This is a genomic window from Protofrankia sp. BMG5.30, from assembly GCF_001983005.1.
GTDB classification, from domain to species: domain Bacteria; phylum Actinomycetota; class Actinomycetes; order Frankiales; family Frankiaceae; genus Protofrankia; species Protofrankia coriariae.
The window spans coordinates 17,809-32,730 of the sequence record NZ_MOME01000005.1; the positions used below are offsets into that span (position 1 = coordinate 17,809).

The 14,922-nt window shown below is 71.7% G+C and carries 13 protein-coding genes; 6 read left to right on the forward strand and 7 right to left on the reverse strand.

The window, feature by feature from the left end:
- Positions 1–461 precede the first annotated feature (461 nt).
- From BL254_RS29210 to BL254_RS01960, 6 genes are all read left to right on the forward strand, one after another.
- A complete protein-coding gene (locus BL254_RS29210) occupies positions 462–614 on the forward strand; it encodes a hypothetical protein (protein ID WP_338052753.1) in 153 nt (50 codons plus the stop codon).
- Positions 611–1,123: a uridine kinase gene (locus tag BL254_RS01940; RefSeq protein WP_371389815.1), complete on the forward strand. Its 513-nt coding sequence runs from the start codon at positions 611–613 to the stop codon at positions 1,121–1,123. Before BL254_RS29210 ends, BL254_RS01940 begins: the two co-directional genes overlap by 4 nt.
- Positions 1,124–1,495: 372 nt before the next feature.
- Positions 1,496–2,233, forward strand: coding sequence for a 16S rRNA (guanine(527)-N(7))-methyltransferase RsmG (rsmG, locus tag BL254_RS01945; RefSeq protein ID WP_047223611.1), 738 nt, complete (start codon positions 1,496–1,498; stop codon positions 2,231–2,233).
- 28 nt (positions 2,234–2,261) lie between these two features.
- Positions 2,262–3,191, forward strand: coding sequence for a ParA family protein (locus tag BL254_RS01950; RefSeq protein ID WP_076842352.1), 930 nt, complete (start codon positions 2,262–2,264; stop codon positions 3,189–3,191).
- The gene (locus BL254_RS01955; RefSeq protein WP_076842353.1) at positions 3,188–4,138 is read left to right on the forward strand and encodes a ParB/RepB/Spo0J family partition protein; all 951 of its coding nucleotides are present in this window, start codon (positions 3,188–3,190) and stop codon (positions 4,136–4,138) included. Before BL254_RS01950 ends, BL254_RS01955 begins: the two co-directional genes overlap by 4 nt.
- 669 nt (positions 4,139–4,807) lie before the next feature.
- On the forward strand, positions 4,808–5,455 hold the full coding sequence (locus BL254_RS01960; RefSeq protein ID WP_047223609.1) for a GNAT family N-acetyltransferase: 648 nt from the start codon (positions 4,808–4,810) through the stop codon (positions 5,453–5,455).
- A gap of 276 nt (positions 5,456–5,731) precedes the next feature.
- Here the strand turns inward: BL254_RS01960 and BL254_RS01965 are convergent, their stop codons facing one another.
- The 7 genes from BL254_RS01965 to murJ form a co-directional block, all read right to left on the reverse strand.
- Positions 5,732–7,036 (reverse strand): N-acetylmuramoyl-L-alanine amidase, encoded by a 1,305-nt coding sequence (locus tag BL254_RS01965; protein WP_076842453.1) that lies wholly within the window; start codon positions 7,034–7,036, stop codon positions 5,732–5,734.
- A gap of 292 nt (positions 7,037–7,328) precedes the next feature.
- On the reverse strand, positions 7,329–7,655 hold the full coding sequence (trxA, locus tag BL254_RS01970; protein WP_013875632.1) for a thioredoxin: 327 nt from the start codon (positions 7,653–7,655) through the stop codon (positions 7,329–7,331).
- Positions 7,656–7,811: 156 nt separating this feature from the next.
- Positions 7,812–8,849 (reverse strand): thioredoxin-disulfide reductase, encoded by a 1,038-nt coding sequence (gene trxB, locus BL254_RS01975; RefSeq protein ID WP_076842354.1) that lies wholly within the window; start codon positions 8,847–8,849, stop codon positions 7,812–7,814.
- 364 nt (positions 8,850–9,213) lie between these two features.
- Entirely contained in the window at positions 9,214–10,329 is a 1,116-nt protein-coding gene (locus BL254_RS01980; protein ID WP_139342136.1) for an anti-sigma factor, read from the reverse strand.
- Positions 10,319–11,203 (reverse strand): RNA polymerase sigma factor SigM, encoded by an 885-nt coding sequence (sigM, locus tag BL254_RS01985; RefSeq protein ID WP_254857719.1) that lies wholly within the window; start codon positions 11,201–11,203, stop codon positions 10,319–10,321. The genes BL254_RS01980 and sigM overlap by 11 nt, the downstream gene beginning before the upstream one ends.
- A 38-nt stretch (positions 11,204–11,241) precedes the next feature.
- Complete coding sequence (locus BL254_RS01990) at positions 11,242–13,170, reverse strand: protein kinase family protein (protein WP_076842356.1); 1,929 nt, start codon at positions 13,168–13,170, stop codon at positions 11,242–11,244.
- A 108-nt stretch (positions 13,171–13,278) separates the two neighbouring features.
- On the reverse strand, positions 13,279–14,871 hold the full coding sequence (gene murJ, locus BL254_RS01995) for a murein biosynthesis integral membrane protein MurJ (RefSeq protein WP_076842357.1): 1,593 nt from the start codon (positions 14,869–14,871) through the stop codon (positions 13,279–13,281).
- Positions 14,872–14,922 lie beyond the last annotated feature (51 nt).

Genomic DNA, 14,922 nt, shown 5'->3' on the forward strand with positions numbered 1-14,922 from the left:
CGCCGGAGCAGCCAGCACACCGGCCGGGCAGCCCCGTAGCCAGAAGAACGAGTACGGAAGTGGCTGCTCCAGCAACCACTTGTTCCCTCGCTTTCATGATTCGGTTGTGCGACGGCGAGCAGGGCGGGGTGGGTGGTCGCCTGGGTGGAGGTGGGGCCAGGTCCCGGGTGGTTTTGTTCGGAGTGCGTGTCGTCGGGCGGTGGTGGTGCGGGCAGCGGCGGTGCGGGCGGTGATGGATGTGGACGGTGCTGGGCATGGTCCCGGAAGCCGTGAGCGACGCGGTGCCTGATCAGATGGCCCGCGTCGGGGCGGGCTGTGTTTCCCGTTTGGTCGTTGCCGGGGGATCCCGAGTGGTCGGTGTTGGTGTGCCGCTCGGTGTCAACGCTGTTCATCGTTACCAGCCTCGATACGGTCTCTCGCCATGAGCCGGTGGCCCGGATGCGGGATGTGCACGGACGCGTGTGATCGAAGCCCTGACGGACCTGCTGGTGACCACCCGGCCGGACCAGGTGCTCCGGGTGGCCGTCGACGGGCCGGACGCCGCGGGCAAGACCACGCTGGCCGACGAGCTCGCGCGGAGCGTCACGCGCCTGGGCAGGCCGGTGGTGCCATGAGCATCGACGGTTTCCACCACCCGGAAGCCGTTCGCCGTCGCAGAGGCGCGCTGTCGCCAGTGGGCTATTTCTTCGATTCGTTTGATTATGCGGCTCTTCGACATCTTGTCATCGACCCACTCGGGCCGGGTGGCGACCGGCGTTTTCGCAATGCCATTTTCGATCATCGGTACGATRCCGCCCGTAGCGTGCCGGAGCGGACCGCCGCACAGAACGCGGTGTTGCTGCTGGACGGCGTTTTCCTGCTGCGTGAGGAACTGCGCGCCTGCTGGGAGGTCAGCGTCTTCGTGCGGGTCAGCCCGGCGGAGTCGCCGCGCCGCGGGCTGGGTCGGGCCGTCGCCTTGTTCGGGTCGACGGACGCGGTTCGCGAGCGCTACGAACGGCGCTACCTGCCAGGGCAGGAGCTCTACCGGACGCTGGCCGCGCCCATGGACGTCGCTGACGTGCTGCTGGACAATGAGCGGCCGGACCTCCCGGTCATCCTGCGATGGCCGAGGCAGGAGGCCTGATCTCCGGCCCAGGACCAGGGCCCGGGGCAGCTCACGGGTACCGGGGTGGCGGGCATCGGAGGCGTCCTGGCCGTCGGCGCGGTGGCCGGGCTGCCTGATCCCTGTCGGTCGTGAATCCGCGAGATCGCGAATGCCGTCCGGCGTCCCGCTGGCCCGTGCTCTTCCGGGCGCTCGCCCAGACCGGCTCCGGGACAGGCTTCCGCGTCCGCCGCGTCCGCCGCGTCCGCCGCGTCCGCCAGGAGCGGATCCGGAGCGGATCCCCGGACCGCTTCTCGGGCCTGCCAGGCCGGCGAAGTCGATCCGGTGGGAATCCCGGAGCGTGCCGAAGGCTGGTTGCGCCGTTTGTGTCCCGCTGTCGAGCATGCTGGTCGGATGGTGCCTGTGTACGATCCTCCGTCCGTCGCTCCCGAGGTCTTCGGAGCCGGTTTCGAGCTCGCCCGCGTCTATGCGGACCTCCTTGCCACCGCTGGTGTCGAACGCGGCCTGATCGGCCCTAGAGAGGCCGACCGGCTCTGGGAGCGTCACCTGCTCAACAGCGCGGTCGTGGCGGAGGCGATCGATCAGGCGGCAGCCGTCGTGGACGTGGGCAGCGGAGCCGGCCTGCCCGGGATACCGCTCGCCCTCGCTCGTCCCGATCTGCGGGTGACCCTTCTCGAGCCGATGCAGCGCCGATGTCTGTTCCTTCAGGAGGCGGTGGGCCGGCTCGGTCTTGAGGGGCGGGTCACCGTGCTTCGCGGACGCGCGCCCGACGCTGCCGCTACCGTGGAGACCCACGCGTTCGACGTCTGCGTTGCACGGGCCCTCGCGCCCCTGGAACGGCTGGGCGCGATGCTCCTGCCAATGGTGAAACCGGGCGGTGTCATGCTTGCACTGCGCGGGGCAGGCGTTGTCGAGGAGTTGTCGATCGCGCGAGGTGAGCTGGAGGCCCAGGGCTGGCGTGATGTGGCCGTCGTGAAGTGCGGGGTCGGAAGGGTGACTGAACCGACCACCGTATTGCGCGCCGTCCATGCCGCACCACAGCCTGGGCGCCGGCAGGGAAGTGGGAAAACGCGTGAAACGCGGCGAGGACGGGAGGCGCAACGTGCAGGTGGGCGCGCACGTTCCACGTGAAACAGCGCCAGGAGGAAGCAACAGATCCATGCGCGCGGTGCGGAACGGGGTTCGGCCCGCCGACACGTCACTGGATACGAACGATCCATCCACCCCTATCGGAGCGGCGGCAGCAGCRGCAGTGGAAGCCTTGACAATGGAACGACGACGGCCGTTTCCGCGGCCGACGCGACAGCGCATCATCACCGTGGCGAACCAGAAGGGCGGGGTGGGGAAGACCACCACCACGGTCAATCTCGCCACGGCCCTCGCCATGCACGGATGCCGGGTCCTCTGCATCGACCTGGACCCACAGGGCAACGCATCGACGGCTCTCGGGGTCGACCACCGTTCCGGTGTCCCGTCCATCTACGAGGTGCTGCTCGGGGACCGGCCGCTTGAGGAGGTCGTCGTCAGGTCGTCCGAGGCCGAGGGGCTGTACTGCGCCCCGGCCACGATCGACCTCGCCGGCGCGGAGATCGAGCTGGTGTCGGTGGTGGCCCGGGAGACCCGGCTGCGCCGGGCGATCGCCGGGCTGCGGCAGGAGGTTGACTACATCCTGGTGGACTGCCCGCCGAGCCTCGGGCTGCTCACCGTCAACGCCCTGGTGGCCGCCAAGGAGCTGCTGATCCCCATCCAGTGCGAGTACTACGCGCTTGAGGGGCTCGGACAGCTCCTGCGTAACGTCGAACTTGTGCAGGCACATCTCAACCCGGAACTCCGGCTGTCCACCATCATCCTGACCATGTACGACTCGCGGACGCGGCTGGCGGACCAGGTCGTGCACGAGGTCAAGGAGCACTTCGGCAACCGCGTCCTGGGCACGACCATCCCGCGTAACGTGCGGATCGCCGAGGCGCCGAGCTACGGCCGCTCGGTGCTGACCTACGACCCCGCCTCCCGCGGGTCAYTGTCCTATCTGGCCGCCGCGCGTGAAATCGCCGAACGGGGCTTCGAGCCGAACGGAGTGGGAGTGTGACCGCGCGCCGGGGTGGGCTGGGACGCGGCCTGGGAGCACTGATCCCGACCGGGACGGAGGGCGCCGGCGGGATCAGCACGGGCATCGGTGACGGTTTCGGGCTGCAGGTCGGGCCGACGCCCGTCCACGGCGCCACCTTCCGGGAGGTCCCGGTCGACTCGGTGACGCCGAACCCCCGCCAGCCGCGGACGCACTTCGACGAGGACGCCCTGGAGGAGCTGGCCGCGAGCCTGCGTGAGGTCGGCCTGCTCCAGCCCATCGTCGTCCGTGAGATCATGCCCGGACGCTACGAGCTGGTCATGGGCGAACGGCGCTGGCGGGCGTCCAAGCTCGCGGGCTTCAGCCAGATCCCCGCCATCGTGCGGGACACCGCCGACGACGCCATGCTGCGCGACGCCCTGCTGGAGAACCTGCACCGCCAGCAGCTCAACCCGCTGGAGGAAGCGGCCGCCTACGAGCAGCTCCTGCGCGACTTCGGCGCCACCCACGAGGAACTCGCCGGGAAGCTCGGGCGCTCCCGCTCCCACGTCACCAACATGATCCGGCTGCTGGGGCTGCCGCCGGCCGTGCAGCGACGGGTGGCAGCCGGCGTGCTCTCGGCCGGCCACGCCCGCGCGCTGCTGTCGCTGGAGGATCCCGATGCGCAGGACCGGCTCGCCACCCGCATCGTCGCCGAGGGACTGTCCGTACGGGCCGTCGAGGAGATCGTCGCGCTGGGCGAGGAGGGGCCGCGGCGGACGCCGCCCCGCCGCCCGCGGGTCACCTCGCCGGCCCTGCACAAGCTCGCATCCCGTCTCTCCGACCAGTTCGACACACGGGTGAAGGTCGACATGGGTCGGAACAAGGGGAAGATCACCGTCGAGTTCGCGAGCATCGAGGACCTGGAGCGGATCGTCGCGGTGATGACGGCGTCGGGAGCCGCTTCCTCGTCTTCCTCGTCCGGGTGAGGGCTCCCGGCCCGGACGAGGAAGACGAGGAAGCGCCGCTGTTTCACGTGGAACCTCGTGCCCACGTGAAACAGCGCGGCCGCACGCGGGCCTTCACCCGCCCCGGAGGGCTGACCGAACACCGTCGCGGGGACGCTCGAAGCGCGGGCCCCGGATGTTCCAGGCGCCTGATCGCTGACCGCGGAGCGGGCGCGCGTCGATGAGCATGTTCGTAGGCGCGAGCCCTCGGACGCCTGAGGCCACTCAGGGGCCGGGGCGCCCGCGGTCATGGATTGGACCCCGGCCCGCTCCCGCGTCCGGGCGCTCGGGATACGGCCCAGATGCGGAAAAGCCCGGAAAAACACGGCCGTGCTGGTGAGCGTTGACTGACGCGGCACCAGGGCGTGCCTGGTGGCTGTATCGATCGCGCGGGCGGTGCCCAGACAACCCCCGCCGTGTCGCCGCCGCCCATAACTCCGCTGTGCGCTCCTCCTCCGCCTTGCGGGAGTCCGCCTGGATCGCCGCCCACATCGACCAACAGCCATCGGACACGCCCTCGCCGAGCCCGACACGGCTGGGCGGATCCGGGGCAGGCCGATGAGGATCCGGGCAGCCGGGCTAGTCTGACCCTGTGCGAGATGTCAGCGTTGCCGTCGCCGCCAGAACCCGGGCCGGGTGGATCGTCGAGCTATGAGCCGCCGCATCGCCAACATCACTCTCGACAACATCGACGATCTGCCGGTGCGATGTCGCCGATGCGTCTTCTGGGAGCTCGACCCCGTCGCCCGTAGCCGTGCCGAGGAGGCCGGAGACACCGCGCTGGAGAAGGAGGCGTGGGTGTCCTCCACCCTCCTCGAGTGGGGAAGCTGCGGAAAGATCGCATATGTGGACGGCGTCCCGGCCGGTTTCGCGATGTATGCGCCGGCCGCGTACGTACCCCGGTCGGTCGCCTTCCCGACCAGCCCGGTCAGCCCGGACGCCGTCCTGCTCATGACCGTGAAAATCATGGAGGACTTCGCCGGGCAGGGCTTCGGGCGCATCCTCGTCCAGGCGATTGCCAAGGACGTGTTCCGGCGTGGTTTCCGCGCCATCGAGGCGTTCGGTGACCTCAAGGGCGAAGGCACCCGGTGCGTGGTGCCCGCCGACTACCTGCTCGCCGTCGGCTTCAAGACCGTGCGGCCCCACCACCGGTGGCCACGGCTGCGGCTCGAGGTCAAGAACACCGTGAGCTGGCGGGAGGACGTCGAGGTGGCTCTGGAACGGCTGCTCGGGTCGATGGCGCCCGAAGGGATGCTGCGTCAGGTCGGAAGCGTCGCCGGGACCGTCCCGGCGAGCTGACCTCGGCCGTCCGGCAGTCTTCCGATGGCCTCGGCCGCTCCTGCTCTTCCGATTCCCGTGGTTGCGCCGTCCGTCCCCGCCGACACATCCCCCGGCGAGAGCGGGCCGTTCCGCCGTTCCGCCGGCCTGTCCTAACAGCGAGGGACGGCGCGGGACGGTCCTAACGACGCCGGGCCGTCCGGACGGCACCGGATGGGGCGGACCGGCGTGGGGAAAGGCCTCCATGCCCTCCAGAACGTCCGGGGACCGGGGAGGCCCCTGGTGGCAGGCTCCCGGTCAGCGGGGGCGGCGGGAGGCGAGGGTCGGGACCCGCAGCTGGCCGGTCGGTGGGTCGAGATCCGGCGGCAGGAACAGCCGCTGCACCGCGGCGAGGATTGCCTCGGCGACCGTGTCCCGGAACTCCGGCGACCCCAGCGCGGCGGCGTCGTGCGGGTTCGTCAGATATCCCAGATCCGTCCGGATCGCCGGCATCCTCGTCCGCCGGAGCAGCTCCCACGTCTTGGCGTGGGTCCGGCAGTTGACCAGGTCCGTGCGGGACACCAGCTCCTTCTGGACGAGCGTGGCAAGACGCTCGCCCACGGCGGACGAGCCCCGGGCGTTGCCGAAGTAGTAGGACGACACTCCCTGGGCCTGGGGTGACTTCCCCGCGTCCAGGTGCAGCGACACCAGCAGGTCCGCGCCGATCTCGTTCGCGCGGTGCGCCCGTTCGACGTCGTCCGGGGACTCGTGCGGGCCGTGCAGGAGGTAGGCCTCCAGACCGGAGGCCAGCAGCCGGGCCTCCAACCGGGCGGCGAGATCGGCGATGAGATCGCGCTCGCACAGGTCGCCGACGGTGACTCCAGGGTCGTTCCCGCCGTGGCCGGGGTCGACCGCGACCACGACACCGAGCAGGGACGGGCCCCGCTGGAGCAGCCGCACCGACTCCCGCAGCACGTCCGGGCGGCCACCGACGACGGTGCGCTCGAGCTTCTTCAGCTCCCGCAGCGTCAGCGGCCCGCACCGGCCGTCGGGCTCCAGCGCGCGGTTGTACTGGAAGTCCCTGAGCGCCGCCTCGGTCCGCGGGCCGAAGATGCCGTCCGTCCGCCCCACGTCGAACCCCATGTTCGACAGCCGTTCCTGCAGCGCCGCCACGTCATCCCCGATGAAGGGGTGGTTGACGCTGTAGAAGAGCAACCGGTCGCCCAGTTTGCGACGGGCCTCCTCAAGGGCGCGGAAGGTGTCCGGGCCGACGATGCCGTCCGCGGACAGCCCCCGGCTCTGCTGGAACGCCCGGACGGCCCGGTCCAGGGCGGCGTCGAACTCCAGGGCGGCATCGAGTTCGCGGGCGGCGTCGAAGCGGGCTGCCGCCGGCATCGGCGTGTCGGGTGCCCCCGCCCGTGTGCCGCTTCGTGGTCCGCCGTCCGGCAGCCCGGCGCCGGGCGGGCCGGCCGGGTGCGGCAGATCCGTCCCGCTCGGCCGCGGCCGGCCGGCCGCGGGGGCTTCCTGCTGGTGCGGCGCGGCCGGCAGGAACGACAGGGAGATCAGCGCGGCGCGTATCTCGGCGACCGAAGGGTCGCGGTCGCCGAGACGCAGGAGTTTGATCCTGCGGTTACCACTCGAACCTGCTCGCGGACGGGTCACGGAGACACAGGCTAGCGGCTCGTCCTGCCGCCACCGCCGTGGTCGTGGGGCAGCCGGGTGGCGGTGGTGGATTTTCTCGTGCTGTCGGCGGTTCGGCCTGTGCGGCTCCTGGCGGGCAGGGGCGGCGCGGTCGTGTTTCTTTCACACCTGTGGCCTGTCTGGATCAGCGGACCGATCCAGACAGGCCACAGGTGTGGTGGGACGCGGAGGCCACGGGCGCGCCCCTTCAGGGTGGGCGTCGTCCGCGGGCGCCTCAGATGTACGCGGAGAGATCCCGCAGCAGGGCGGCCTTCGGCTTCGCGCCAACGATGCTCTTGTCCACCTCGCCGTTGACGAACACGGCCAGGGTGGGGATGGACAGGATCTGGTACTGCCGAGCGGTCTGCGGGTTCTCGTCGATGTTGAGCTTGACGACCCGTAGCTTGTCACCGTGCTCGGCGGCGATCTCCTCGAGGACCGGGGCGACCAGCCTGCAGGGCCCGCACCACTCCGCCCAGAAGTCGACCAGGACAGGCACCTTGCTCTTCAGTACCTCCTCGGTGAAGCTGTTGTCGGTGACGGGCTGGGTGGCTCCTGCCATAGTGATCTCCTCCTGGTTGTTGTCGATGCTTCCGGTTGTCGCCGCTGGGCCGATCGTCATCGATGGACGCTGCGTGGACGGTCGTGCTGGCCGGGAACGCCGCGACCGGAGCCGCACCCGGTCAGCACAGGCATGATCGAGTTGTTGGCGGGGTGGTCAGGACGCGGCCGCCCCGGCGACAGCCTCGGCGGGCGCCCGGGGCGGCCGGCCGGCTTCGCCCTCACGGGCGGCCAGATGGCGTTCGGCGTCCAGCGCCGCGGCGCACCCGGTGCCGGCCGCCGTGATGGCCTGCCGGTAGATGTGGTCCACGACGTCGCCGCAGGCGAACACACCGGGCAGGTTGGTGCGGGTGGACGGATGCTCGACCGCGACGTAACCAGCGGCGTCCAGGTCGAGCTGGCCGCGGACGAGCTCGGTGCGTGGCTCGTGGCCGATGGCGACGAACAGCCCGCTGGCGGCTATCTCGCTGGTCTCGCCGGTCACGGTGTCGCGGACCTGGACGCCGGTGACCCGCTCCTCGCCGAGGATCGCCACGACCTCGGCGTTCCAGCGGAATCGGATCTTGTCGTTGGCGAACGCGCGCTGCTGCATGATCACGCTTGCCCGCAGCCGGTCCCGCCGGTGGATGACGGTGACGGACCGGCCGAAGCGGGTCAGGAACGTCGCCTCCTCCAGCGCGGAGTCACCGCCGCCGACGACGAGGATGTCCTGGTCCCGGAAGAAGAAGCCGTCACAGGTCGCGCACGCGGACACCCCGCGTCCCAGCAGCCGCTCCTCGTCCGGCAGGCCCAGCCGGCGGTACGCCGAGCCGGTGGCGATGATCACAGTGTGGGCGCGGTAGGTCTGGTCCTCGACAGTTACGATCTTCGGGTCGGCCCGCAGGTCGACCGCGGTGACGTCCTCGGCGAGCAGTTCCGCGCCGAAGCGCTCGRCCTGCCGGCGGATGCCGTCCATGAGGTCGGGGCCCTGGACGCCATCGGGGAAACCGGGGAAGTTCTCCACCTCGGTAGTGGTCATCAGCGCGCCGCCGGCCGATACCGCACCCTCGAAGACCAGGGGGCGCAGGTTCGCGCGCGCCGTGTATATCGCCGCGGTGTAGCCGGCCGGACCGGATCCGATGATGATGACATCTCGGACATCGGGATCCCGGACGTCCGGGATGCGCGATTCGTTCCCGCTGCTGTGCGCGGTCACATTTCCACCTGTCCCTTCAGATCGCCGGCTGTCGCCGGTGAGGCCGTGCGCCACCCACAACTGTCCCATTGCGCACCCGATTCCCTCGGCTGTGCTCCCGTACCGCCGCCGGGCCCGCCCGCCGGCGCTCCCGCGGCGCCACCAAGTGGGCCCGACCGGCGCTCCGGCTCCACCGTCGGGGGCTGCCCGGCGGTGGAGCCGGAACTGTCGAGGCAACGCCAGAGCTACTCCGCGGCGGGCCGGGGATCGTTACCGGCACACCGATGACCAGCGGTTGGGCATGATCTGGGCCGCGTCCGACGGATGTTCGGCCGCGCGGGCGGCGCCCACGTCGACCAACATCCGGCAGCCGCGGCCCAGGTGACTACCACCGGGATGTGGTGGTGCTGTACCACATCGCGGCTGCGATGTTGGTCACTCCGCACCGCTCGTCAAGAACGATCACTTGCAGCTTGTCGGGATCGGTCGGGACGGACAGCACGACCAGCACCGCCGGCCGCCCGCCGAAGGCAACGAGATCCAAAGCGATGATGTTGCCGCCGGTCTGGGTCGCCAGGCTGAGATAGCAGGTGCGCAGATCCGRCTGAGTGAGTTCGGTGATGAGGGCCGCCGCCGCGGCGGGTGGCACCGCGGGGGCGGCGCCGTAGTCGCGCAGCGGCGCCTGGAACGTCCCCTTGATCCGCCCGGACAGCAGGTCGAGGGTGTGCCGAGGGATGTCGGAGATGCTGAGCAGATGCCCGGTGTGCGCGAATATCGCCGCCGTGGCGGTGGTGGTCTCCCCGCCGCCAGCCGCCGTTGCCGCGGGGGCGGCGGGGGCTGGCGGGGCCGCCGCGCTGCCGCTTGAGTCGGCCCCCGCGGCGCGGCGCGTCCCCTCGGACGATCCGGTGATGTCGGCCGACAGCGGTGCCACGGCCTGGCTGACGGCCTCGCCGACGCTGCTTCGCCCGGTGTTGCGGCCCAGCACCCCCACAAGGCCGACCACCGCGACGATTACTGTCAGGCATGCTGCTGCCGCGCTCAGCCACGGGGGGACCTGCCCCACCCGCAGCGGCCGCCCGGCCGGCCGGCCCCGGCCACGCGTCCATCCCGGCGCCCCGGGATATGACCGGGTGCGTGCGCGGGATGGCCGCAGCGGACTCAGTGGCCGCAGCCAGCGCACCGGCCGGCGTGGCACCGACCGCGGCGGCGCCAGCCCGCGCCCGTCCGCCTCAGCCGGGCCGGGGTGGGCGCCGCCGTCCGGGCCGGCCGGCCGGTACCGCTCCTGCTCGCTGACCAGGGCGGCGTACAGCCTGGTCGCGACGTCCTCCGGCATGGTCACCGAGGCCAGCGCGGCGAGGTCGTGGCGCACCCGACGCAGCGCCGCCACGGTTTCGCCGCACTGCGGGCAGCCGCGGACGTGGAGTTCCACGGCGGACACCGAAAGGTCCCCACCGGCGTAGGCATCGAGGTGCTCCACATCCGGATGCCGATCAGTGGTCATCGCCGACACCTCCTCCGACCGCTCCGGGCGTATTGACGTGCCTGCTCTGACTGACGGAATCGAGCGGCGCAGGGTTCCCGGGACGCAGGTAGTCGAGCATTACAGCCAACTTCGCGCGCCCCCGCGCGCAGCGGCTTTTCACCGTGCCCACCGGGACCGCGAGCAGCCTGGACGCGTCCGCGACCGACCAGCCCTGGATGTCGACGAGTATCACCGCCAGCCGCAGCGGTTCCGGAAGCCGGCGGAGCGCGGATTCGACGGCCAGCCGCGTCTCACCTTCGACGATGGCGTCACGCGGCTCGGCCGGCTCGTCGCCGCCACGACCGCCACCGTGACCATGACCGCCGTCACCATCGCCACCGGTGAGCAGCGGGACCTGTGGACGGGCCGCGCGCCGGCGCAGCCGGTCCAGACAGGCGTTGACGACGATGCGGTGCAGCCAGGTGGACACCGACGCCTCGCCGCGGAAGGCCGCGGCACCGCGGTAGGCCGACAGCATCGCCTCCTGAACGGCGTCAGCGGCGTCATCCCGGTCCCGCAGCATGCCCAGTGCCACCGCCCACGCGCGGCCGCTGTGGGCCCGTACCAGCTCGGTGAAGGCGTCCGGGTCCCCGTCGACATGCCGGCGGAGCAGTGCCCGGTCGCGCTCCGCCGGCGTCACCGGGGCGGTCGCCGCGCTTACCGCATTCGCCGGCTCCACCGCGTTGGCTGGGTTCACCGCGTTGGCTGGGTTCACCGCGTTGGCTGGGCCAGCTGRYCCAGCTGGGGTAAGCGCGGCTGGAGCCGGGGTGATGGTGCCGGCGTCGGCCGCGCTCTCGTCGGCCGTGCCGTCCGGCGCGCCGTTGCCAGGGGCGGGCGGCTGGGCGGGGGTCACGGGGCTGCGAGGCCAGGCCGGAGCGTTCTTCCCGCTGGTCAGGAGCGGAAGGAGACGTCCGCGACAGCGCCTTTGAACCGGCCGTCGTCCACCGTCGGCAACCTGGTCAGCCAGACAACCCAGTACCGGTGGGCGGTCGTCGCCGGGACGGACACGGTCGTGTTGGTGGCGACGGTTTCGGGGAGGACCACGCTGTAGGCGTTGACGTCGTTCACGGCGGCGTCACCGGCACGCAGCTCGAACGCGGTAGGACCGAAACCAAAAGTAATCGTTATCTGGCGGACGGTGACGGGCTGGCCAAAGTCCAGCCGGAGACCCACCCCCGACTTCAGCCCGCCGAACTGCCGGCCGTCGGTGTTGTTGTACCCCTCCGTTGTCCAGACGGTGGACGGGTTGCCGTCGATGGCCTTCGGCGCCTCCGCGTCGTTCTCGCCGTTCTGCCCGGGCGGTGGGTCGAAGGCCAGCACGTTCGGGGTCAGCAGCGGCTCACCGGTACTGGCCGGGGCGGTCGCGGACGGGGCCGCGGACGGGGCGGCCGGAGCCTTCTTGTCGGTACCGCGGGTCAGCACGACCGAGGTCACCGTAACCGCGACCATCGCGATGGTGGCGATGAGCCCGGCCACGAGCAGCAGTCTGCGGCGCGGCCGCGGGCCACGCGATCGCCGGGCACCCCGCTCGTCCGGGTGGTCGCTGAGGAAGCCGGGCGCCCCGGAGGCGGGAGCGGAACGGCCGCGGCGGGGGCGATCCGTCGGGAAGCGGCCGTCGTCCTGGCGGCCCCGGTCGTCCCGGTAACCGCCGCGATAGCCGCCGGTGCCGGTGCCGCCAGGCGGGTACGCCGCGCTCCCCGGCGGGCCGTAGGAGCCTGCCGGGCCGTGGGGGTCCGCGTCGAACCCGTCCACGGTGTAACCGGAGGTCGAGGGTCCCGCGGTCATGGCCCGGGTCAGCGACGGCTCGTCGTCGAACCGGACCCGGCCGAGATCCAGGGTGCCGTCCGCGGGGGCGAGATCCTCGAGCGCCTCGGCGAGCTCGGCCGCGGACGTGATCGCCGGCCGGCGGCCGCGGTCGTCCCCGAGCGCGGCCAGGGTGAGCGCGTCGAGGTCCGGTGGGACGTCCGTGCGGACCTGTCGTGGCGAGTACACCCGGCCGTCGTCGGTCCTGGCCGCCGGGGGGAGCCCGGTGTCGCCRCAGGCCAACGGCCAGTGCCCGGTCAGCGCGGCGTAGAGCAGACCGCCCATGGCCCGGACATCCTCGGTGTCACGGCCTGGGCCGTCGGCGCCGGCCCAGGGCTCGGCCTGACTGTGCGCGCCCTTCTCCAGCGCCGCCACGACCGAGCCGGTACCGAGATCGACGACCTTGACCATGCCGTGGCCGGAGACAATGACGTCGCTGGAGCGCAGGTCACCGTGGTGGATGCCGCGTTCGTGGGCGGCGGCGAGCACCCGGGCGACGGCGAGCAGGACGGTCGCGGCCTGGTCCGGGCGCAGGGGCCGCTGCGCGGACAGCGCCTGCAGGGAGCGGCCCTCCACCCATTCGCTCACCACGTAGGAGACACGGCCGACATCGGTGGTGGTCGACGTGGCGTCGTACGTCGATGCCGCGCCAGGGTGCACCAGCCGGCCGGAACCGATGGCAGCCGACAGCAGCATTTCGGCGGCACGGTCGAGGGCCGCGGAGTCGCGCGCGCCGGTGCCGGCGTGTTGCACCACGCGGAYGGCGACGGGCCGGGCGAGGATGCGGTCRTCACCGCGCCACAGGGTGACCGGCCCACGCGCGTGCATGACCGACAGAAGCTGATATCTGCCGTCCAGCACGGTGCTGACCGGCAGGGTGGGGGGCCCGGGGGGATCCATCGGGCCGGTGGCGTCGGGGGACGCCGGTGCCGCCACGGTGCCGGCCTTCCAGGTCGCGCTGCTCGTCACGTCATTATCGACGTCGACCTGTGGCGGTCGGTTGTGCCCGTCGACCACAGTGCCTCCGTCATCACCGACGCGTCCGACTGTCGTAGCCGGATGCAGCCTGTTCAGTGTACGAGCCCGCGAGGGAGCGTCCGGGCACAGTGTCGGTTGTGGCCGGGATCAGTGTGTCGATCGTGAGCCAAATCGGCCCCGGACGGTTGTGGCGAGCGCGGCCATTTCGGGCAGCCGCATCCGGACGATGGCCACCAGGTAGACGGGCAGTCCCACCGCGCAGGCGAGGACGACGCTCACGCCCGAACCGAGCCAGCCCTGGCCGAGAGCCTCCCRCACCAGGGCACAGACCCCCGCGGCCACGACCGCGCCCAGCCCGCCRGCGATGGTCACCTGGGTGAGCATGCGGGCGATCCGGCCGGCGTCGATACCGCCCAGGCGGCCCCGCAGCAGGACCGAGGAGACCGCGACCCCGACCAGGTAGGACACGGCGAAGGCCAGCGCCAGCGCCACCGACCGCAGCCGGTCGGGCAGCAGCGCGCTCAGCGCGGCCGCGCCGGCGATGTTGGTGGCAACGATCCCCATGTTGACCAGCGCGGGGGTCCGGCTGTCCTGCTGGGCGTAGAACACCCGCAACTGCACCTGGAACAGCGAGAACGGCACCAGGGCGACGGCGAACGCGGCCAGGGTGTCACCGATGCGCAGGGCCTCGGCGTGGCTGACCGCGCCGTGGTTGAACAGCGCGACCGCGATCGGGCGGCCCAGCGCCAGCAGCGCGAGCGCCGCCGGCACGATCACCACCGCCGCCAGCCGCGTCCCGGTGGACAGGTCCTGGCGGACCAGGTCGCGACGGTTGTCCGCAGCGTGCACGCTCATCCGCGGCAACAGCGCGGTGATCACCGACACCGCGACGATGGCGTAGGGGAGCTGGAAGATCTGGTATCCGTACGTGTACACGGTGTACGCCGTCGTGGAGCTGGCGAGACGCACGATGACCAGGTAGCCGACCTGGCTGATCGCCACGTAGAGCAGCGTCCAGCCGGCCAGCCGCATCGCCTGGCGCAGCCCGGGATGGGTGAGGTCCAGCCGCGGCCGGTAGCGGARGCCGACCGCCCGCAGCGACGGCAGCAGCGCGAACGTCATGACCACGACGCCGAGGGTGGTGCCGGCGGCCAGCACGGTGATCTGGGTGTCGCTGATCCCACCGACCGTGGGCGGGCGCGGCCCGGGCACGAAGATGAACGCCACGCAGGTCGCGATCACGATCAGGTTGTTGAGCACCGGCGTGAACATCGGCGCGGCGAACGACTGGCGGACGTTGAGGATCGCCCCGATCGTGGCGCCCAGCCCGTAGAAGATCACCTGCGGGAGGAACCATCGCAGGAACGTCACGGCGAGATCCTGCTCGGCGCCGCCGGCGACCAGGTAGACGCCCACGATGGCCGGGGCGGCCATCGTCGCGACCACCACGATGACACCGAGCCCCAGCACCACCAGGGTGAGCAGCGAGGACGCGAACGCCTCGCCCCCGTCCTCGTCCTCCCTGGCCGCCCGGACCAGCRCCGGCACGATCACGCTGGACAGCACCCCGCCGAGCAGYAGGTCGTAGAGGATGTTCGGGGTGGTGTTGGCGACGTTGTAGGCGTCCCCGACCGCGCCGGTGCCGATCGCCGCGGCGATCGCCACCGTCCGCAGGAACCCCGACGCCCGGGAGGCGACCGTACCGATCGCCATGGTGCCACTGGCCCGGCCGAGGGTCATGGCCCTGCCCCCGGGAGCCTTCCCGGCCCGGCCACCCGCGGGCCGTCCCCG